This is a genomic window from Acinetobacter sp. TR11 (assembly GCF_027105035.1).
Classification (GTDB): Bacteria; Pseudomonadota; Gammaproteobacteria; order Pseudomonadales; family Moraxellaceae; genus Acinetobacter.
Genome location: NZ_CP114256.1, coordinates 2438782 through 2460245 on the forward strand (window position 1 = coordinate 2438782; position 21464 = coordinate 2460245).

A 21464-nucleotide genomic window follows, 5' to 3' on the forward strand; every position below is an offset into this window, starting at 1 on the left:
CAATTTGTCCTATAAAGATATATTGTGACCTTAAAGCGGTTATTTGCTAAATCAAGGCTAGATAAAACAATAGATGTCTAAATATCCCAAGACTTTTCAATTGATGTGATTTGACTATGAACGCTTTGGTATTCTGCTTGTTTTACTGTGCACCATAATTCCATAAATTCTTTACCTAAATATTCTGCAAGTATCTTGTTATTTTTAAATAATTTTAAAGCTTCCATTTGCTCAATTGGCAATAAATAATGTTTAGATTTAAACGTAACTTGATGGATTTGTTTCGGTACTTCTAACTGGTGTGTTAAACCATAAAGTGTGCCAATCAAAATCATGGCAATGGTAAGATAAGGATTACAATCTGCTCCAGCCACACGGTATTCCAATCTTTGATTTTCTTGATCAGAGCACGGTATTCGAATAGCGACATTACGGTTATTCAATCCCCAACTCGCTTCTAAAGGAACATGATGACCTTTTTTAAAGCGTCTAAAAGAGTTTAAATTGGGTGCTAAAATTGCCATCGAACTTGGCATTGACCATAACAAACCACTGATGACTTTTAAAAGATCTTGAGATAACTCATCTTTCAGAGGACTAAAAATATTGTTTTGATCTTGATGAAGCAAACTCATATGAAAATGCATGCCACTGCCTGCTTTTAACAAATCTGGCTTTGCTAGAAAATTTGCGCGAAATCCGTGTTTATGTGCAATTTGTTTAATGGTTCGTTTTAATAACATAATCTGATCACATAACTTTAAAAGATCACATGTGTGTTGTAGATTAAGCTCATATTGCCCTGAAGATGCTTCAGAAATAATTCCTGTAATTATAATATTCTGTAGTTTAGCGATAGCTTCAATCTCATCTAAGATTTGTTGATGTGTATCAGAGAGATGAATATCGAAACATTGAGTTATTAATTCTTGAACTTCTTGTTCCCCACTCAACGGCTGCAAATAAAATTCTATTTCTGCTGCAATACAGGGGTGATAATTTTTTTCATGTAATTGTTGGAGTATTCTTTTTAAAATATTACGAGGTTCAATTAAACACTCTTGATGGCGATCATCCTTCATGGTTAATAACAATTGAGCATTAGTTTCAGGCTCTATGGCACAAGGTTGCAATGAACCTAGGATAGGCTGACACAAATGATCTGGTTCACCAATAAATTTACCTAATCCTGTTTCTTCTATCACATTTCCATTTAGACTCATCGCATAAATAGAAATGGGTAAATAACATGCTTTCACCAATTGTGTTAAGCATTTGACATCAATTCTTTTACCTCGTAGATGTCCATTCAAATCATACAAATAAATATCAATATGTTGTGTATTTGGATACTTTTCTAAATAATGATCTACTTCCTCTAAAAATAATCCCTTATCAAGCAGAATATTTTCAGATTTTTGCTCATTTAATTGATTAATCGCATTATTCAAATTTAATAGCTGATTCAACTCTACAAAGACAGCATTCATAAATTAAACCAAGTTCATATTGTTATGAATAGAATAATTTATGCTTATAAATATGTAACGTTAAGATAATATAAACTTATCTAAGCTCAGTATAAATTTAACGTAAAATTCAAATAACCGTTTAGCATTTTGTTAAGCATCATAAGCACTGACTGATGTAATTTTACGAATTCTAAGAGTCAATTCCTTCACGATATAATTGACAGATACAACCAACATCAAACCAATAATAAAAGATCCAATGATATCAAATGGAAAATGAACCCCAACATAAATCCTTGATAAACCAACGACCATACCGACAAAAATACCGAATATACCAATCTTCTTAAAACCTGCTAACCAGTATGAAAAAGCAATGATCGCAATGGTTAAGGTATGCTGACTGGGAAATGATGAACTTGGACCATGCCCAATAAGTTGATGACCTAATCCTATTTCAAACGGACGAGGATGATGGTAGAAAATTTCAGCTAAATCACTCAGGATCAAAGAAAGCAGTACAATTAAAAGTGTTTTAGCGAATAAATAATTATAGATTTTCCATTGGTAAACCAATAAAAATAAAAGAAAACATATAAAAACTGTATTTAAGTCATGTGCTGTAAATATAGCAACTCTATCCACAATCGCATTCTGAGTCGCAAACGAGTTTATGCAATCAAACAAGTAAATGTTTAAGCTTTCAAATATCATTGCATATTTATCTTTTTAGATTCGCTCACCGCAATATATAAGCGAATCATGAAAGAATGATTAAATCTCTATCAAAATTAATTTTAAATAATGCCTAGCTCTTGCATTTCACTAAGCAAACTTTTTACGATATTGATTAGGTGAAATTCCCGTCCAGTGACAATACGCTTTCCTAAAGTTTGAAGTATCTGAAAAACCAAGTCTTTCAGCAATTTCATCCATACTCAGTGTTGTCGCAGCTAGATATTCATCGGCAAGACGTGTTCTCGTGCTATCCAAAATCTCTTGGTAAGTCACGTTCAGATCGGCTAAACGGCGATATAAAGTTCTTTTAGATAAATGTAATTGATCTGCCATCTGTTGAGCAGTTGGAAAATTCCCAACACTGTCCAAGAAAATCAGACGAATCGTTTTGATCAGTTCAGATTCTTCATCATTTTCATCTCCCAACATCCGCTCACAAAAAGACTGGCACATATCCGCAGTAATCGGATTTGCATTTGGACAAGGCGCATCTAACCATGCTAAATCGAAATGCCATTGCATCACCTCTGCATCGAATTCCACAACACAACCAAACACTTTTTGGTATTCATCTGCATATTCAGGGGCAGGATAAGGCAGTAATAACCTTTTAGCTTGAAATGGCGCTTCAAGTACGCACTGAATTAAGGTCTGCATTGAACTAAACCAGAACTCGCAAATTAATGGCAATAAATGTCCTAAAGCAATAATTTCCTTAGCTTCAAAAATTGCAGCATCATTTTGTATATAAAATGATTTTTGTAATACTGGACTGGCTAATTTGATATGACGAATGCCAAGTTCGACGGCTTGTTGAAAGTTACGAGAGGAGTACAGTGCATAACCATACACCCCGAAATCTGATAATTTTTGTTTTTGCCCTGCTCTAAGCCCGATCAATGGATCTTTAGACAAAGATTGGATATTTTGAAATAGCTTCAACTTTTGATATTGAGATATTGTTGTGGTCGCACTTGTCAGCGCATCATGCGCAATACCCGTACCGTCCAACATCTGAGCGATGGAATATCCTTGTTTCTGCATTTCATCATACAAACTGCTTAAACCAAGTATAGGCGTGCCTTGACCGAATAGCGTATGATCATAACGAGCTTCAATATAAATATTTTGCTCAATATTCTGTTTAGGCATTTTTACTTTATCCATTCGATCAGTAGATAATGGCACTAAATTACTTTTTGTTGTCTCAATTTAACATCGACTAAAAATTCAATCAATCATAAAGTCTATTTCTACCCATAAGCATGGAAGGAGCAACAATGACACTTTCTCATTCGCAGGAATTTAGCGATTCAGCAACCAAACATATGCACATGGTATTCGCTCAACAACGTGCTGCTTTTGATGCGAACCCTTATCCTGATCTCGATGCTCGACGTACAAAATTATTCAAACTTAAAAAACAAATTATTCGTTACCAAGATGTTATCGCTGCTGCCATCAATAGTGACTTTAGTTCTCGATCGTTAGATGAATCAAAATTATTGGATTTATTAGGCTCAGTTTTGGAAGCAGAACATGCCATTCGACATTTACGTAAATGGATGCGACCGAGTAAGCGTAGTACTGAATTACTGTTTTTATCAAACCGTCTGGCTGTCCAATATCAACCGAAAGGTGTAGTCGGCGTGATTGTGCCTTGGAATTTCCCTGTTTATTTGGCGTTGGGTCCATTAGTTGCTGCAATCGCTGCGGGCAATCGAGTCATGATTAAACTGCCCGAAATTACGCCTGCCACCAATGCAGTGCTGAGACGTATGCTGGCTGAAGTTTTTACTGAAGATGAAGTTTGTATTTTCGGTGAAGAAATTCTTGATCCTGCACAATTCACATCATTGCCTTTTAACCATATTGTATTTACAGGTTCACCTGCGATTGGTCGAGTGGTGATGCGTGCAGCAGCAGAAAACCTAACACCTGTCACATTAGAATTAGGCGGTAAATCCCCTGCGCTTGTCAGTCGAAATTATCCCTTAGCCGATGCAGCTAAACGTATATTGCATGGTAAGGCAACCAACTGTGGGCAAATCTGCGTTGCACCTGACTATGCGCTTGTGCCGAAAGAGCAAGTGAATCAGTTTGCAGAAGAATGCAAAAAGAATTTTACGGCGATGTATGGCAGTAACATCTGCAATAATTCTAACTATACATCTATCGTCAATGATCGCCATTTCAGACGTTTATTAGAAATCCTAGACGATGCAAAAGCCAAAGGTGCTCAAATTATTGCCTGTGCCGAATACAATCGTGACAAAGATGCGCGTCGTATGCCTGTACATATTGTACTGAATTGCACCCCCGATATGCGTATTCTCAAAGAAGAGCTGTTTGGCCCAGTATTGCCTGTAGTTGCTTACGATAGCCTTGATGACGCGATCGCCTATATCAAAGCAGGTGAACGACCTTTAGCACTCTATTGTTTCACCCATGATTCAACCGAACGTGACTACATCTTAAAACAAACTCATTCAGGTGGTGTCACGATCAATGATTGGGGTTGGCATGTGGTCAACCATGATGCACCATTTGGTGGTATTGGTAACTCAGGTATGGGAACTTATCACGGTGAGGAAGGCTTCCGTGAGCTATCACATGCGAAAACAGTTTTTGCTCGTCATCGCTTCTTCCCAACGCAATTATTCTATCCACCTTATGGCACTTGGGTGCAAAAACTTGCTTTGAGTTTCTTCTTGAAAAAAGGCGACCCAAACTTAAAATAAATGGTTTATTCGTCAGAAAGAGAGTTTTGCAAACTCTCTTTTTATTTTCAATTTAGGATTGTCCTTGAAAACGTAACCCCACGCCTGCAATGGTAAAAATATATTTTGGAGTGACCGCAGAATCTCCAATTTTGCTGCGGAGTTTTTTCACCAAGATTCGAAGATAATGGGTATCTTCTTCATGACTAATGCCCCATAACTCGGTCATAATTTGCTTTTGCGTAACAATCTTCCCCTGATGACGAATCAATAGTGCTAACAGTTGAAATTCCTTTTTTGTGAGAACAATTTCTTCATTTGCGAACGTCACCGCATGTTCAGCCACGTCCACAGATAATTGACCATCATCAAATACAATATTCTGTTCAGACTGTTGTGGTTTATTGCGAAACATTACCCGAATACGGGCACATAATTCCTGAATGCTAAACGGTTTAGTGACATAGTCGTTTGCACCTGCATCGAGCAATTTAATTTTTTGATTTTCATCAGGGCGTGCAGATAACACAATCACAGGAATTTCTGACCATTGCCTCATCTCAGTCAACACCTGTTGCCCTTCCATATCTGGCAAACCCAAATCTAAAATCAGTAAATCCGCACCTCGTGTTGCCAAAATTTCTAAGCCTTTCATACCATTTTCAGCAACATGCACCTGATAACCTTGCGCACGTAAAGCAATGTCTAAAAATTTTCGAATTTGAGGTTCATCATCAATAATTAAAATTGATGCATTCGGATGAGTTGTTTGCGACATAAATAATAATTTTAATCCTGATGCAGTGGTAATCGTATTCTAATTAGTGTGCCCTGACCATCTGTTCCAGCAAAAGCTTCAATACTGCCCATATGTGCGCCAATAATGGCTTTGACAATCGCCAACCCTAAACCTGTTCCTGTTTTACCGCGATCACCGCGTTGCATGGTGTAGAACATATCAAAGATTTGCTCGCGTTCATCTTCGGGAATGCCAATTCCTTGGTCGATAATGTCAATTTGCAGAAATTGTTGCTCTTGCTGAATCTTTATTTCAATCGGAACATTCTCTGGTGAAAATTTGGCAGCATTTTCCAAGACATTAAAAATGGCTTGTTCAATCAAAGCAGGATGCGCATACAATTGCGGAAGTTCTTCCGCCAAAGCAACTTCGATTTTCACCTCAGGCTGATAGCGTTTCAGTCGTTGCGTGGCCGAGCCAATCAGCTCATCTGCACCGATCCAAGCACGACTTAAAGTCAAACCCTGATGACCTAGTCGAGTCATATCCAATAGGTTTTGAATATAACGATCCAGTCGTTCCCCTTCAATGTGAATGGTGTCTAATAATTCATGGCGATCGCTTTCAGGCATCTGTTCGCCATAATATTTAAGCGTATCTGCTGAACCAATCATCGCGGCTAAGGGTGAACGTAAATCATGCGATACCGAAGAAAGCAAAGCTGAACGCAGCTTTTCCGTTTCAGCCACTACTCTAGAATTTTCTAATTGTAAAGACAGTTGTACCCGAGCAACAGTTTGCGCAATATCTTCAATCATCAACTCAGTTAAACGTTGCAATTCAAAACTGATGGTTTGAGCATTTTGATGAAAGCGAATTGCAATCACGCCATATTCTTTCACCAAATTTAACGGAATAAACCACCAATCAGAATTGGTCAACGTATTGGTAAAACGTCCACAGGGTTTCGCATTCTTCTGCGTCCAATCTGCGGCAATTTGATCTTTTTCATTTAAGACAGATGGATCACCTAAAGACTGATTTTCAACTTTTAACCAGACCGTGGCATTTAATGAGGTTTCTAAATGTTGTTTAGCTAGGCTTAACACCTGTTCAATATCTACACAGGTCGATAGCTTGCGCTCTAATTCCTGTAACTGTAACGACAATGAATTTGCAGCACGTAGGCTAAGCACCTGAGCGCGTAATTGGTTGGCTAAACGCCCGACCAATAAAGCTGAGACAATGAACGTGATAATTGTAATCACCCCACGTTCAGCACTAATCATAAAGGTAAAGCGAGGCTCGATAAAAAAGTAGTTATAGAGTAAAAAACAGACGAATACGCTGATAATTGTAATCAACATGCGGGCACGTATCGCAACCAATAATACAGTCACAATAAAAATCAAAGCTAAATCACTATACCCAATAAAATGATCACTGATTGCTGCCACAATCAATCCTAGCAATACAATGATAATACTTTCAAACACTTCACGTTGATTAAATGCTAAACCTTGTTCCAACCAAGATGAATGCGCCACATCTTTCTGCAAATGCTTTTCATTATTTTTGGCTTTTAAAGGCTGAACAAAGGTGATTTCAAAGGGATGCTGTTTCTCTAACAGTTGATCGGCAATATGATCTGAAAATAGGCGCTGCCATAACGATTTTTGAGGGCTTTTACCAAGTAAAATATTCGATGCACCATAATCATAAGCCGCTTGTAAAATAGTCGATGCAATATGATTACTATAGAGTAAATAAGTGTCTGCACCGAGCTTACGCGCTAGATTAAAGGCTTTAGTCACTGCAAAAGCTTGGGTCGTTTCAACCTTACTTTTTTGAATCGAAATGACGCTCCACGTTGCATTGCGCCTTTCCGCAATCCGATGGGCGCGGCGTATCAAATCTTCAGAGAATTCAGAACCATCTATCGCCAACATCACATGATTTTGAATCGGAATAATCTGCCCTTGCGCAACAAATTTTTCTCGATAATCAATATCGACCTGCCCTGCAACAGTTTGAATTGCCAGATCACGTAAAGCTGTCAAATTCGCAGCTTTAAAAAAACCTTGTAATGCATGGGGTGCAACATCGGCGAAATAAATCTTGCCATGATTCATCCGTTCTAATAGTTCGGGAACAGGTAAATCAACCAGTCGAATATCTTTCAAACGTTTAAGTAGTGCATCGGGGACAGTTTCAGTGACCCGAATCCCCGTAATTTGAAAAACCACATCATTCAGACTTTCCAAATGCTGAATATTTAAGGTGCTATAGACATCAATACCTGCATCCAACAACTCATTGACATCTTGCCAACGATATTCATGCCGACTATTGGGTACATTACGATGGGCCAATTCATCAACAAGCACAATTTGAGGCTTTAATTTAAGAATTTGGTCGAGATCCATCTCATCCAACATTCGCCCCTGATATTCCACAGACTTTCTTGGAATAACATTCAGCCCTTGAATCAAAGCTTCGGTGTCAGATCGACCGTGGTTTTCTACGACCCCGACCACCACATGCTGCCCTTGCTGCATCAGTTCATGCGCTCGGGTCAGCATGGCATAGGTTTTCCCCACCCCAGGTGCTGCACCCAAGAAAATGGTCAAACGTCCAGATTGTTCACGTTGACTATGTGCCAACCATGCATCTGCTTTGTTATTACGGTCGATCTGCATAATTACGCTCTATCAACGTATGGTCGATGACAATTGATCTAAGGCTAAATTTAGCTGTAGCACATTGACCCGCGCTTGCCCATAGACGCCGAATTGTGCAGGCTGAATTTGTTGTTGTACCAAATCACGCACTCGCTGCTCAGATAAATGACGTTGCTGTGCCACGCGTTTCACCTGTAATAAAGCACTTTCAGGTGAAATATCTGGGTCGATTCCGCTTCCTGATGCCGTCACCATCTCATTCGGCACGTGTTGCTCAGTAATATGATTATTCTGGGCAAATTGCACTGTTCGCTCTTTAATTTGTTTGTGTAAATCAGGATGAGAGATTGCTAAATTACTGCCTGCCATGCCATCGACATTGTAACTTACCGCACTTGGTCGTCCATGAAAATATTGTTCACTAACAAAGTTTTGTCCTACCAAGCTTGAACCCACAATTCTGTCATCAAGTTTGATTAAACTGCCATTGGCCTGCTCAGGGAAAAGCAACTGAGCTACAGAGACACTAGCCGTAGCGTACAACATGCCTGCAATCAAGAAACCAACTGCAATTAAACCTAGACTCGGACGTAGGACTGAATGTCCTTGACTAGATAATGCCAAGTCCTGTTGATTCAATTGCTCATGACTCAATAAAGTATTCATTTCCAACTCCTAAATCCACAATGACACAACAAGGTCAATCAGCTTGATCACAATAAACGGAAAGATCACCCCACCTACCCCATAGATCAACATATTACGGCGTAACAATTGCAGCGCACTGGCAGGTTTGAATTGAACACCTTTGAGTGCCAATGGAATCAACATTGGAATAATCAAGGCATTAAAGATCAAAGCGGAAACCACCGCACTGCTTGGGCTACCCAATTGCAAAATATTCAGTACCCCAAGTTGTGGAATCGCCACTGAAAATAAAGCGGGCAAAATCACAAAGTATTTAGATACGTCATTTGCCAAAGAAAAGGTGGTTAATGCACCGCGGGTGATCAATTGCTGCTTCCCAATCTCCACAACATCCAACAGTTTGGTTGGATCCGAATCGAGGTCCACCATATTGCCTGCTTCTTTGGCTGCTTGAGTACCTGAGTTCATGGCTAAACCAATATCTGCCTGTGCCAAGGCAGGTGCATCATTGGTACCATCACCCACCATTGCGACCAATTTTCCTGCCGCTTGTTCGTTACGAATACACGCCAATTTGTCCTCAGGTCTCGCTTCTGCAATATAGTCATCCACCCCTGCTTCAGCCGCAATCGCAGCCGCGGTTAATGGATTGTCTCCTGTGACCATGACAGTTTTGATGCCCATCTCACGTAGCAGTGCAAAGCGTTCTTTAATCCCTTGCTTAATCACATCCGACAGTTCAATCACCCCTAAAATATTGTGATTTGAAGCCACCACAAGTGGTGTCGCACCTTTAGATGCCACTTGCTCTACACGAGTTTTAAGCTCTAAGTTGTCTTGAATATTCTGATGGGTAAAATTAAGAATGGCATCGACTGCACCCTTACGAATCGTTTGTCCCGTAGCCAAGTCCACACCCGATAAACGTGTTGAGGCACTAAACTGAATGAATTCGGCATCTTTTGGCTCTTGGATGCTTTCACCTAACTCTTTCCCAAGGCTGATGACCGACTTCCCTTCAGGCGTTGGATCAGCAAAAGAGGTGAGCATTGCTGCTTGGCGTAACTCACTTGGTGTCACACCTGCCAATGGATAGAAAGCAGTGGCTTGACGGTCGCCATAGGTGATCGTGCCAGTTTTATCCAACAACAACACATCAATATCACCCGCAACTTCAACCGCTTTCCCTGATTTTGCTAAGACATTCGCTTTTAAAGCACGGTTCATCCCTGCAATACCGATTGCAGGCAGCAAGCCACCAATCGTAGTTGGAATCAAACAGACCAACAGTGCAATCAGCAAGACGATGCTGATTTTGATCCCGACCATTGAACCAATCACAGGTAAAGTCAGCACAACCACAATAAAAGTAATGATCATGATATTCAGTAAGATACTCAATGCGATCTCATTTGGTGTCTTTTGACGGTTGGCACCTTCCACCAAGGCAATCATACGGTCTAAAAAGCTATGCCCTGCCTCATTACTAACTCGAATAATAATTTCATCTGACAAAACCTTAGTTCCACCAATCACACCTGAACGATCGGTATTGGCTTCACGCAGTACGGGCGCAGATTCACCTGTAACCGCTGATTCATTGATGGTCGCAAAACCCTGAATAATCTCACCATCCGCAGGAACAATTTCACCTGCTTTGACAACGACAAGATCATCTTTTTTGAGTAGATTTGCAGAAATCACTGTCGGTACGGCATTTAAATCGAGAATACGATTTGCAGTTAAATTTTCACGCGCCTGACGTAATGACGCAGCTTGTCCCCGACCTTTGGCTTCTGCAACCGCTTCGGCATAATTGGCGAATAAGACCGTGACCAATAGAATCAAGCTTAGGACTAAACCAAAACCTAAGCTGGTACTCCCCATCAAAGTGGCAACAAGGGTTAAAACTGTTCCTACCCACACACATGCCATCACTGGATTTTTAAATGCGTGTTGAGGCAGCAATTTATGGAAAGTTTGCTGAATAATTTCTTTATTCAAGATATCCATCTGTTGTGTCGCATTTGAATGTTTCATTGTGCTTGCTCCACGCTTAAACTTTTATCGATAAATAGTCAGCAATTGGCCCAATCACCAACACTGGCATGAATTGCAATAAGGTGAGAATCAACACGATCCCGATTAAGGTCAGTGCAAATGTCGGTGACTCAATATGTAAAGAACCTTTGCTTTCGGCTGCTTGCGGTTTGGTTGCTAAACTGACTGCAATTAAGACTGGAATGATCAGCACGCTATAACGCCCTGCCAATAAAGCGACACTGGCACTCAGATTCCACCATACAGTGTTATCGCCTAAGCCTTCAAAACCCGAACCATTATTGGCGTAGGCAGAGACATACTCATAAAACACTTGGCTAATACCATGAAACGCTGGATTTGAAGTCCCTGTCATGGATGGAAAGGCAATGGCGATGGCCGTCAAACCCAGAATCACCACAGGTTGTAATAAAATCACCAGTGCCAATAACTTAATTTCAGTCACTTCAACTTTTCGGCCAAACAGTTCAGGGGTACGTCCTGTCATCAAACCTGCAATAAATACCGCCAGAAATAGATAAATAAAGAACTGTAATAGACCGCAACCAATCCCGCCCCAAATGGCATTGATCAGCATATTGCACAGTTCAACCAATCCCGTCAGTGGTGAAGCCGAATCATGCATCATATTCACAGAGCCGTTATTCACTTGTGTAGTCAAACTCCCCCATAGTGCGGATGCCTCAGCACCGAAACGCATTTCCTTCCCTTCCATCAAAGCAGTATTTGGAGTGAGCGAAGATTTTTCAGCCCACAGGGTCAATAGCGTTGAAGAAAGTGACATCAACAACATGCTGCCAAAAATCATCCACATCAGTTTTTTGCGTTGAATAAAACGCCCAACCATAAATACGGCTGACAATGGGATCAGTAAGATCGCGATCATCTCAATCACATTGGAGAATGGTGTTGGATTTTCTAAAGGCACAGTACTGTTTGGTCCATACCAGCCACCGCCATTACTGCCCAGCTGTTTAATCGCCACCATCGGTGCAACAGGACCGAGCGGAATATGCTGAGTTTTGACTTCTGTGCTTTGCTCTAAAATTTGCGCTGTTGGCCCAGCAGATAAGGTTGCTGGCACACCTTGAAAGGTCAGTAGCAAAGAAAAAATAAATCCTAGAGGAATGAAGAATCGAAATAAGGGACGGATGATATCCATCCAATAATTGCCCAGATTAATACGATTCCATTTGTTTTGTTCTGAGTCTTCTGCTTGAGCGGATTGTAAAAATAATGCTCTTAACATAGCCACCAATAAGGCAAATCCCATAATTGGCGACAAATATTGCAATCCCACAATCACGGTCATTTGCGATAGATAAGACAGTTGAGACTGCCCCGAGTAATGCTGCTGGTTGGTATTGGTCAGAAATGAAATGGTGGTATGTAAAGCCAAGTCCCAATTCATATTCGGGATATGATCAGGATTCAATGGTAGCCATGCCTGTGTCATTAAAATAGTGACACTCGCCCCAAGCAGTAGCACATTACTCAGAACAAAAGCACCTAGATATTGCCGCCAGTTCATGCCCACTTGCTTCACATTGAGAACAGCGTAGATTGGTTGCTCAATCCACTTAAAGAAGCGGTCACTCTTCATTGGTTTGGTTTGCATCACATCCGCAAGATAGTGTCCTAGCGGATAAGCCAACAGCACTGAAAGGATAAATACTGAAATAAATTCCCACATAGCAAATGCCATTTAAAATAGGTCAGCTTTAGTATGGAAATTGAGGGCGTAAATTCTCTATATTGAAAAAACCAGTGGACGTAAATTTTGCGTAAAATTATTCTTAAATTCTGCTCAGTATTGTCAAAAAGTGCTTTAAAGAAAAATTATGGAGAAAAATTTCTCAATTTTTACAAAAAATCTTTGACCTTATTAAAAAAAAAATTAAAAGAAATGCAAAAAAAAATATCATTAATTATTATTAATACTTTATATTTATCACTATATTATGAATAAAAACACAAATGTATAAAAATACAAATAGCATTTTTTTTGTGCATTTTCATGTAATCAATCGTACTAACAAGTTCATTTAGAACATTTACTCTTATTTTAATTATGGTATTTTTGTTACATGAAGTTATATCAAATCTATTTCAATACATGATTTGACAAGCCAATCATAGCTTCTCTACTTAGAAAATCTTGAAGTTCAAGGAAAGATTTAAAATGAAATTAAAACATCTTAGCACTGCCATGATTTTAGCGACGCTACCTGCAACTGGAGTATTTGCAGCTGCATTAGATCGCTCAGGTCAATCTATGTCTGCTTTTTTTCAACCAGGTAACTATTTTGAAGCTGGTCTTTCGGTTCTAGATCCAACTGTTGAGGGGAAAGAAGCCGGTGTAACTGCAACTCAACGTGAAATTGGCGATATGGGTGATGATTACATGTTCCCAAGCGCCGCACTAAAGCTTCAGCTTACTGACAACATCTCTTTTGGTCTACTCTATGACCAACCATTTGGTGCTGATGCAAAATATACGGGTGATAACGTTTTTGTATCAAACTCTAATGACGGTGTATTATCAGCAAAATCTATTGATGGTATCGTCACAAAAAACGCGATTGCCCTATTACAAGCTAATAACCAACCTGTAAATGCGCAAACAATTGCAGCTGCTAAAGCTCAAGTACAAAGTAGCCCAAAATTTCAACAATTAGCTGGTGCTTTAAATGCGGCTAAAAACTATCTTGGTTCAAGCACCTCTTCAAATAGCACTCAAGTTGAAGTAGATACACAGAGCCTTTCTATGGTTTTTGGTTTTCAACCAAATAAAAACCTTAATTTTTACGCTGGTCCTGTAATTCAAACAGTAAAAGGTAATGTAAGCCTTCGTGGTGAAGCATATAGCGTTTACAATGGCTATGATGCAGATATCAAAGAAACAACAGGTACTGGTTGGTTAGCTGGTGCTGCATATCAAATTCCAGAAATTGCACTCAAAGCTTCTTTAACTTATCGTTCAGAAATTGATCATAATGTGAATATTAAAGAAGATCTCTCGTTATTAGCATTCCCTGGTTTAGCAAATGTACTTGCAGGTTTAGGTGTTGATCCAACTAAACTTTCAGCACTATCTGCCGACAAGAAAACTAAAATTACGACACCTCAATCTGTAAACCTTGATTTCCAAACAGGCATCATGGCAAATACCGTTGCCTTTGCTAATGTTCGTTGGGTAAATTGGAAAGATTTTTCAATCCAACCCTATAAATTTGGTGAACTTTCGAAAGTGCTCGGCGGTGCAGGCTTAGTCGCAGGCAAGCCAAATGGTTTCAACCTTGTTGAATATTCAGATGACCAATGGTCTGTGAATGCAGGTGTAGGGCGTAAACTTAGCGAGCAATGGGCTGGTAACGTTTCTGTAGGTTGGGATTCTGGTGCTGGTAACCCTGTAACAACATTAGGTCCAACAGAAGGTTATTGGAATGTAGGTTTAGGAGCTCAATATAGTCCTACTCCTACAACTTTTATCGCTGGTGGTGTTAAATATTTTTGGTTAGGCGATGCTAAAGCTCAAACTGGTGCTCAATCAGGTGGAGAAGAATATGTCGCTGACTTTGAAAGCAATAATGCAATCGCTTATGGCTTAAAGATTGGTTACCGCTTCTAATCAATAGATCGAATAAAAAAGACCATCATTTGATGGTCTTTTTTATTGCTATGCTAAGAACTGGATAGCTTCAAGAATTTATTACAGATTATTCTTAAAATATAGAAAAACATGATTAATCAAAGTATTAAAAAAAATACTAACTAGTATATAAAATTACACTTCTCAAGAAATTTTCATGACTTTATCAGTTCATTTATGGACATTTGTAAAATATTTTGAGCCATAAAAATTATGTTACTTTTCGCAACATTCTTGTTACAAAGTGATATGAGAGAAAATATCAATGAAGCTTAATGCGATTCAGCACGCTCTTTTACTTAGCTTACTCCCAACCACTTCAGCTTTTGCAGCAGCTTTAGACCGTTCAGGTCAATCTATTGCCCCTTTTTTACAAGCAGGCAACTATTTTGAAGCAGGTGTCTCAGTTCTTGATCCAAATGTATCAGGAAAAGATACTTCACAAAATGAGACAGGTAATATGGCAGGTAATTATTACTCGCCAAATGCTGCTTTAAAAATTCAGGCAACCGAAAAATTCTCTATTGGTCTTATTTATGACCAACCTTATGGGGCTGATGCAGAGTACAAAGGCAAAAGTAACTTTATCGAAAGCCGCCCTTTTCCATTTAAAGGTGGTACTTCAGTTACAGTTGATACTGAAGATTTGAATTTAATTTTAGGTTATCAACCAACCCTAAACTGGAACATATATGCAGGCGCAGTTTATCAAACACTAGATGCAACGGTATTATTACGTGGTGAAAGTTATAGTGCGTACAGTGGTTATGATTTCAAAACTGGACGTGATGAAGCTGTAGGTTGGTTAGTAGGTGTCGCTTATCAAATTCCAGAAATTGCACTCAAAACATCTTTAACTTACCGTGCAAAAATCAAGCATGAAATGAATGCATATGAGAATCATGGATTTGCAGGTTTTACAAACAGTCCTGTTTTTGATGCGATGTTAAATCAAATTAACAATGCTCAAGGTACAACTGAAATCACGACACCTCAGTCCGTTAATCTCGATTTTCAAACGGGAATTATGGAAAATACTGTGGCGTTCGCAAACGTTCGTTGGGTAAACTGGAAAGACTTTGCGATTCGTCCATATAAATTTGGAGCCGCTTCAGTTCTACCTCCTATCGTTAATAAGACTGGTAAAAAAGACGGCTTTGATCTAGTGGCTTATACTGACGACCAATATTCTGTAACTGCTGGCGTAGGCCGTAAACTTAATGATCATTGGGCTGGTAATGTTTCTGTAGGTTGGGATTCTGGTGCAGGTAATCCTGTAACTACACTTGGTCCAACTGAAGGTTATTGGAATGTTGGTGTTGGTGTTCAATATAGCCCTGCTCCGAATTACTTTATTGCTGGTGGTGTAAAGTATTTCTGGTTAGGAGATGCTAAAGCTCAATCAGGTTCTCAATTTAATACGCCGAACTACGTAGCTGAGTTTGAAAATAATGATGCGATCGCTTATGGTTTGAAAATTGGTTATAAATTCTAATAAATAGCAAAAGATAAAAGGCGCTTCTAAGCGCCTTTTATTTTTAAATTTCCTTTATCTTTCATAAAAAGCTTAGAAATTTTGATTATTCTGGAATATTACGCTGTGAAACAGAACGAATTGCCTGTTTTAGTGCCTCATAACCATGGAGTGGCTGGAACTGAGGGAATTCAGCAATCACATTTGCTGGCGCATCAAATAAGAAACCATGATCCGCTTCACCCAACATGGTCGTATCATTATAAGAATCACCTGCCGCAATTACACGGAAATTTAAACCATGTAATGCTTTCACCGCTTGACGTTTCTGATCAGGCTGGCGTAATTTATACGCCGTAATCATACCATTTTCATCTGTCTCAAGTTTGTGACAGAAAATCGTTGGCCAACCCAGTTGTTTCATCAACGGATGCGCGAATTCATAAAACGTATCTGACAAAATAATCAGTTGGAAATGTGTACGTACCCATTCAACAAATTCTTTCGCACCTTCAAATGGCCCCATATCAGCAATCACAGCTTGGATATCATTTAAACCCAAACCATGCTCTTTTAAAATATTTAAACGTTGAGTCATCAAAACATCATAATCTGGAATATCACGCGTTGTTGCTTCTAATTCTTTAATCCCTGTTTTCTTAGCAAAGTTGATCCAGATTTCAGGTACAAGTACCCCTTCAAGGTCTAGGCATACGATTTCCATGAATGCATCCAATGTTGATTAAAAATTGCTGTATCATACCATTAAGATTTTCATTTTTTGCGCTGTTGTTAAATAAAACGATTTTATTCTGCAAGATTAAAATCGAAGACAAGCAAATGGCTTTGCTTAGAATGATTTACAATTGTGCCCAAGCCTTTCGCCAGGAACACCTATGACTGTTATTCCGACTATTGACCTTGTAGATGCGCTTGCTGCTGAATATGCAGCTAAATCGCCACGAGAAATTTTAGAGCTTGCTTTAAGCCAAGAAGGCGAAATTGCAATTTCATTTTCTGGTGCCGAAGATGTTGTATTAATTGATATTGCTTCTCGTATTGGTAAACCATTCCGTGTATTTAGTTTAGATACAGGGCGTTTACATGCAGAAACCTATCAGTTTATTGAAACTGTGCGTAAACATTACAATATTAAGATCGAAATTTGCTTCCCTGAATCCACTGCTGTACAGCAGTTGGTAAATGAAAAGGGGTTGTTTAGCTTTTTTGAAGATGGTCATCAGGAATGCTGTGGTGTTCGTAAAGTACAACCTTTACGTAAAAAACTGGCAACCTTAGATGGCTGGATTACAGGTCAACGTAAAGACCAAAGTCCAGGCACACGTAACGAGATTCCAGTGGTTCAAGCGGATGTTGGCTTTTCTGGTGAAGGCAAACAACTGATTAAATACAATCCCCTTGCTAACTGGAGCAGCGCGGATGTATGGAGTTATATTCGTATGATGGAGATTCCATACAACCCTTTACATGAGCGTGGCTTTATTTCAATTGGTTGTGAACCCTGTACCCGTGCTGTGCTGCCAAATCAACATGAACGTGAAGGTCGTTGGTGGTGGGAAGAAGCAACCCATAAAGAATGTGGCTTACATTCTGGCAATCTAAAAAAATAATACATAGCAGATTTGGTATATAAAAACCACTGATTCATCAGTGGTTTTATTTTTTCTGACTCCCCTGTACAAAGTCATATTTTAACCAGACTAAACCGTATATACTTCGCACAACGGTTCAATAATTCTAATAAGAATTATAGGGTCTGCTGACATTTCACAGATGCTTGCGACAGAGGACTTTTTTAGACGATACAAGGCATGACTTATGAGATTTAGCTATTCTAAATGAATAAGGCATAACACAGTAGCGGTAAAAAATGTCCCTGTCCCGAAGGGTTATGGCTAAAACTACCCCAAACTTCGTTATGAAACTTGACAAGGGTATCGCCATTGCCTGCATTTCATGCCTCGTTTGTGTGGTTTTAGCCTATAACGCAAGGCATGGTTGAAACGTCATCAAACCCTACAAGTATCTTATAAAAATTCAATGAGAGGCTATATCTGCTATGCGCCCATTACACCCTATTGATTTTATTTTTCTATCATTAGAGAAAAGACAGCAACCTATGCATGTAGGTGGCTTATTTTTATTCGAAATTCCAGAGAATGCATCGCCGACTTTCGTGCATGATCTTGTTCAGGATATTCGTCAGTCGAAAAGTATTCCTGTTGCACCATTTAACAATCAGCTCACAGGACTCTTCTGGGGAGAAGACCATGAGTTCGATATTGACCATCATTTCCGTCATATCGCATTACCAAACCCTGGCCGTATTCGTGAATTATTAGTTTATATTTCACAACAGCATAGCTCATTGATTGACCGTGCTAAACCATTATGGACTTGCGATATTATTGAAGGCATTGAAGGCAATCGTTTTGCAATGTATTTCAAAATTCACCATGCGATGGTGGATGGTGTTGCTGGAATGCGATTGATCGAAAAATCACTCTCCAAAGACCCAAATGAAAAGCATGTCGTACCATTATGGTGTGTCGAAGGAAAGCGTACTAAACGCTTAAAAGCACCTAAAGCCCCTACTGTAAGTAAAATCAGAGGAGTTTTGGATACGATTAAATCACAGTGTGAAGTCGCACCTAAAGTGATGCAGGAACTTTCACAAACCTTATTTAAGGAAATCGGGAAAAATCCTGATTATGTCTCAACATTTCAAGCACCACCATCGATCTTAAACCAACGTGTGAGTTCTTCTCGCCGTTTTGCTGCACAATCTTTTGAGTTGGAACGTTTCCGCCTTATCGCTAAAACACTTGGTGTAACACTCAATGACGTGGTACTAGCAGTTTGCTCAGGTGCATTACGTGAATATCTGATCAATCAAAATAGTTTGCCAAAAAAACCTTTGATTGCGATGGTTCCTGCTTCATTGCGTACTGATGATTCTGATTTCAGCAATCGTATTACCATGATTTTGGCAAACCTAGCCACTCATATTGCAGACCCAATTGAACGTTTAGAAATTATTCGCCGTAGCGTCCAAAATTCAAAGCAGCGTTTTAGCCGCATGACTGCAAATGAAATCCTAAACTATAGTGCATTGGTATATGGACCAGCAGGCTTAAACATCGCTTCAGGAATGTTACCGAAACGTCAGGCATTTAACTTGGTGATTTCAAATGTACCAGGTCCACGCGAGCCGTTATATTGGAATGGTGCAAAACTTGATGCGCTCTACCCTGCTTCAATCGTCATGGATGGTCAAGCACTGAATATCACCATGACCAGCTATTTAGATAAATTGGAAGTTGGTCTACTTGCTTGTCGTAATACAGTGCCAAAAATGCAAACTCTTCTCGCTCATCTAGAAGATGAAATTCAACGCTTTGAACAAGCAATTGAGAATTGACCACAACAGAAAGTTGTGAATTAAAAAATTCGCTAAAAAATTAAGGGGCTTTCAATAGCCCCTTATTTTTTAATTGTACGACAACGCTGTAATAGTTGATGGCAGGCTAAACGGATCATTGCCGTAGTAATTTGAACCTCTTTACCTTGGCTATCAACCATATAACATGTATTGACTGGATTACTGTCTAAAACATGCTTAAAACCGTGATTCACTAATCTTTCGCTCACATTCATAATTATATACCTCATATTATTTGCTAAGGTACTCAAGATACCTATGGCTCATTCTATGGTTCTAGTATTTAAAATTCATGATAGAAAGTAAAATTTCAGTTGTAACAAGGATTAAGCGAAATTTTGTTACAACTTTAACTCAAAATGATATCGTATTGCTCTTGCGTATATAAATTTTCAACTTGGAATTTAATCACTCGGCTAATGAAATGCTCTAAATCTGCAACTGCTGGGGCTTCTGCCGTTAATAAACGATCAATCACTGCTGGATGTGCAACAACAGTAAAGCCACTCTTGGAATCAAATGCACGGGCATAACGCAAAATTTCTCGAAATATCTCGTAACATACTGTCTCTGCTGTCTTTACATATCCACGTCCCTGACAAGTTGGGCATGATTCACATAATAAATGCTCTAAAGACTCACGTGTACGTTTACGTGTCATTTCAACCAAGCCTAACTCTGAAACTTGGGTGATTTTTGTTTTGGCATGATCACGTTCAAGCATACGTTCAAACTGACGCATGACCTCTTGTCGATGCTCAAGCTCTTGCATGTCAATAAAATCAATAATGATAATGCCACCCAAATTACGTAGACGGAGTTGTCTCGCAATAACTTGTGTCGCTTCCATATTGGTTTTAAATACCGTATCTTCTAAACTACGACCGCCGACATAAGAGCCAGTATTCACATCAATCGTGGTCATTGCTTCAGTCTGATCTATCATCAGATAGCCACCTGACTTAAGTGCGACACGGGTCTGCAACGCTTTTTGAATATCTTCTTCAACATTATACAAATCAAAAAGTGGCTTTTCGCCCGGATAATGAATCAGACGATTTTCAATTGTAGGAACAAACTCCTGCACAAACTCACTTAACTTGGCATGAATCTCACGAGAATCGACATAAATTTTTGCCGTTTCATCACTGGCTAAATCACGGACAATTCGTTGTGGTAAAGGCAATTCTTCAAAAATAAGTTCAGGTGTAGAAACTTCTTTTTGCTTACGTTGAATATATTCCCAAAGCTTACTCAAATAACACATATCTTGTGCGATCGCCGATTCGTCCACACCTTCTGCTGCGGTACGAACAATCACACTACCTGGTAAGCTGTGTTCAGTCTGAATGCGTTCAATCATACTACGGAGACGATCACGCTCTTCTTCTGATTCAATGCGTTGTGATACACCGATATGATTGCCATAAGGCATTAACACAAGATAGCGCGATGGGATAGAAAGATCTGTGCTTAGACGCGCACCTTTGGTTCCCAACATGTCTTTCATCACTTGAACCGTCAACATCTGTCCCGGATGCAAAAGCTCAAAAACATTTGGAGTAGGTTGCGAACGTGACCAGACCATATCATTGATATGTAAAAAAGCAGTCCGAGACAATCCAATATCAACAAAAGCAGCTTGCATACCCGGCAGTACACGTACCACTTTACCTTTATAAATATTACCCACTAAACCACGTTTTACAGTACGCTCAACAAATAATTCATTGACCGTACCATTTTCAATTAAAGCCACACGACACTCCATCGGTGTGACGTTAATTAGCAATTCTTCTGCCATAATCCACTCAAA

Annotated in this window: 16 protein-coding genes; 5 read left to right on the plus strand and 11 right to left on the minus strand. The window is 39.3% G+C overall.

Annotated features, from left to right (window positions below; all coding sequences use genetic code 11):
* Positions 1-77: 77 nt before the first annotated feature.
* The 3 genes from O1450_RS11620 to O1450_RS11630 form a co-directional block, all read right to left on the minus strand.
* Entirely contained in the window at positions 78-1490 is a 1413-nt protein-coding gene (locus O1450_RS11620) for a glutamine synthetase family protein (RefSeq protein WP_269228540.1), read from the minus strand.
* A 132-nt stretch (positions 1491-1622) separates the two neighbouring features.
* Positions 1623-2186: a phosphatase PAP2 family protein gene (locus O1450_RS11625; protein ID WP_269228541.1), complete on the minus strand. Its 564-nt coding sequence runs from the start codon at positions 2184-2186 to the stop codon at positions 1623-1625.
* 111 nt (positions 2187-2297) lie between these two features.
* Entirely contained in the window at positions 2298-3362 is a 1065-nt protein-coding gene (locus tag O1450_RS11630) for an AraC family transcriptional regulator (protein WP_269228542.1), read from the minus strand.
* 128 nt (positions 3363-3490) lie between these two features.
* On the opposite strand from O1450_RS11630, the gene O1450_RS11635 reads away from it, so the two are divergent.
* Positions 3491-4951, plus strand: coding sequence for a coniferyl aldehyde dehydrogenase (locus tag O1450_RS11635; RefSeq protein ID WP_269228543.1), 1461 nt, complete (start codon positions 3491-3493; stop codon positions 4949-4951).
* A gap of 52 nt (positions 4952-5003) precedes the next feature.
* Here the strand turns inward: O1450_RS11635 and O1450_RS11640 are convergent, their stop codons facing one another.
* The 5 genes from O1450_RS11640 to kdpA are packed head-to-tail and all read right to left on the minus strand — an operon-like array spanning position 5004 to position 12752.
* Positions 5004-5708, minus strand: coding sequence for a response regulator (locus tag O1450_RS11640; protein WP_269228544.1), 705 nt, complete (start codon positions 5706-5708; stop codon positions 5004-5006).
* An 11-nt stretch (positions 5709-5719) separates the two neighbouring features.
* Complete coding sequence (locus tag O1450_RS11645; protein ID WP_269228545.1) at positions 5720-8368, minus strand: sensor histidine kinase; 2649 nt, start codon at positions 8366-8368, stop codon at positions 5720-5722.
* Between the two features lie 12 nt (positions 8369-8380).
* The gene (kdpC, locus tag O1450_RS11650; RefSeq protein WP_269228546.1) at positions 8381-9016 is read right to left on the minus strand and encodes a potassium-transporting ATPase subunit KdpC; all 636 of its coding nucleotides are present in this window, start codon (positions 9014-9016) and stop codon (positions 8381-8383) included.
* Positions 9017-9025: 9 nt separating this feature from the next.
* Positions 9026-11038, minus strand: coding sequence for a potassium-transporting ATPase subunit KdpB (gene kdpB, locus O1450_RS11655; RefSeq protein WP_269228547.1), 2013 nt, complete (start codon positions 11036-11038; stop codon positions 9026-9028).
* Between the two features lie 16 nt (positions 11039-11054).
* A complete protein-coding gene (kdpA, locus tag O1450_RS11660) occupies positions 11055-12752 on the minus strand; it encodes a potassium-transporting ATPase subunit KdpA (protein WP_269228548.1) in 1698 nt (565 codons plus the stop codon).
* A gap of 489 nt (positions 12753-13241) precedes the next feature.
* On the opposite strand from kdpA, the gene O1450_RS11665 reads away from it, so the two are divergent.
* Positions 13242-14690, plus strand: coding sequence for a long-chain fatty acid transporter (locus tag O1450_RS11665; protein ID WP_269228549.1), 1449 nt, complete (start codon positions 13242-13244; stop codon positions 14688-14690).
* Between the two features lie 286 nt (positions 14691-14976).
* Positions 14977-16206, plus strand: coding sequence for an OmpP1/FadL family transporter (locus O1450_RS11670; protein WP_269228550.1), 1230 nt, complete (start codon positions 14977-14979; stop codon positions 16204-16206).
* A gap of 85 nt (positions 16207-16291) precedes the next feature.
* Here O1450_RS11670 and thrH read toward each other — a convergent pair whose 3' ends face one another.
* The gene (thrH, locus tag O1450_RS11675; protein ID WP_269228551.1) at positions 16292-16909 is read right to left on the minus strand and encodes a bifunctional phosphoserine phosphatase/homoserine phosphotransferase ThrH; all 618 of its coding nucleotides are present in this window, start codon (positions 16907-16909) and stop codon (positions 16292-16294) included.
* A gap of 172 nt (positions 16910-17081) precedes the next feature.
* Between thrH and O1450_RS11680 the strand changes: the two genes are divergently transcribed.
* Positions 17082-17816 (plus strand): phosphoadenylyl-sulfate reductase, encoded by a 735-nt coding sequence (locus tag O1450_RS11680; RefSeq protein WP_269228552.1) that lies wholly within the window; start codon positions 17082-17084, stop codon positions 17814-17816.
* Positions 17817-18265: 449 nt separating this feature from the next.
* Entirely contained in the window at positions 18266-19627 is a 1362-nt protein-coding gene (locus tag O1450_RS11685; RefSeq protein ID WP_269228553.1) for a WS/DGAT/MGAT family O-acyltransferase, read from the plus strand.
* Positions 19628-19689: 62 nt separating this feature from the next.
* On the opposite strand, the gene O1450_RS11690 is transcribed toward O1450_RS11685, so the two are convergent.
* The gene (locus tag O1450_RS11690; RefSeq protein WP_004664584.1) at positions 19690-19863 is read right to left on the minus strand and encodes a PA1571 family protein; all 174 of its coding nucleotides are present in this window, start codon (positions 19861-19863) and stop codon (positions 19690-19692) included.
* A 134-nt stretch (positions 19864-19997) separates the two neighbouring features.
* Positions 19998-21452, minus strand: a complete 1455-nt coding sequence (gene rng, locus O1450_RS11695; protein ID WP_269228554.1) for a ribonuclease G — start codon at positions 21450-21452, stop codon at positions 19998-20000.
* Positions 21453-21464: the final 12 nt, after the last annotated feature.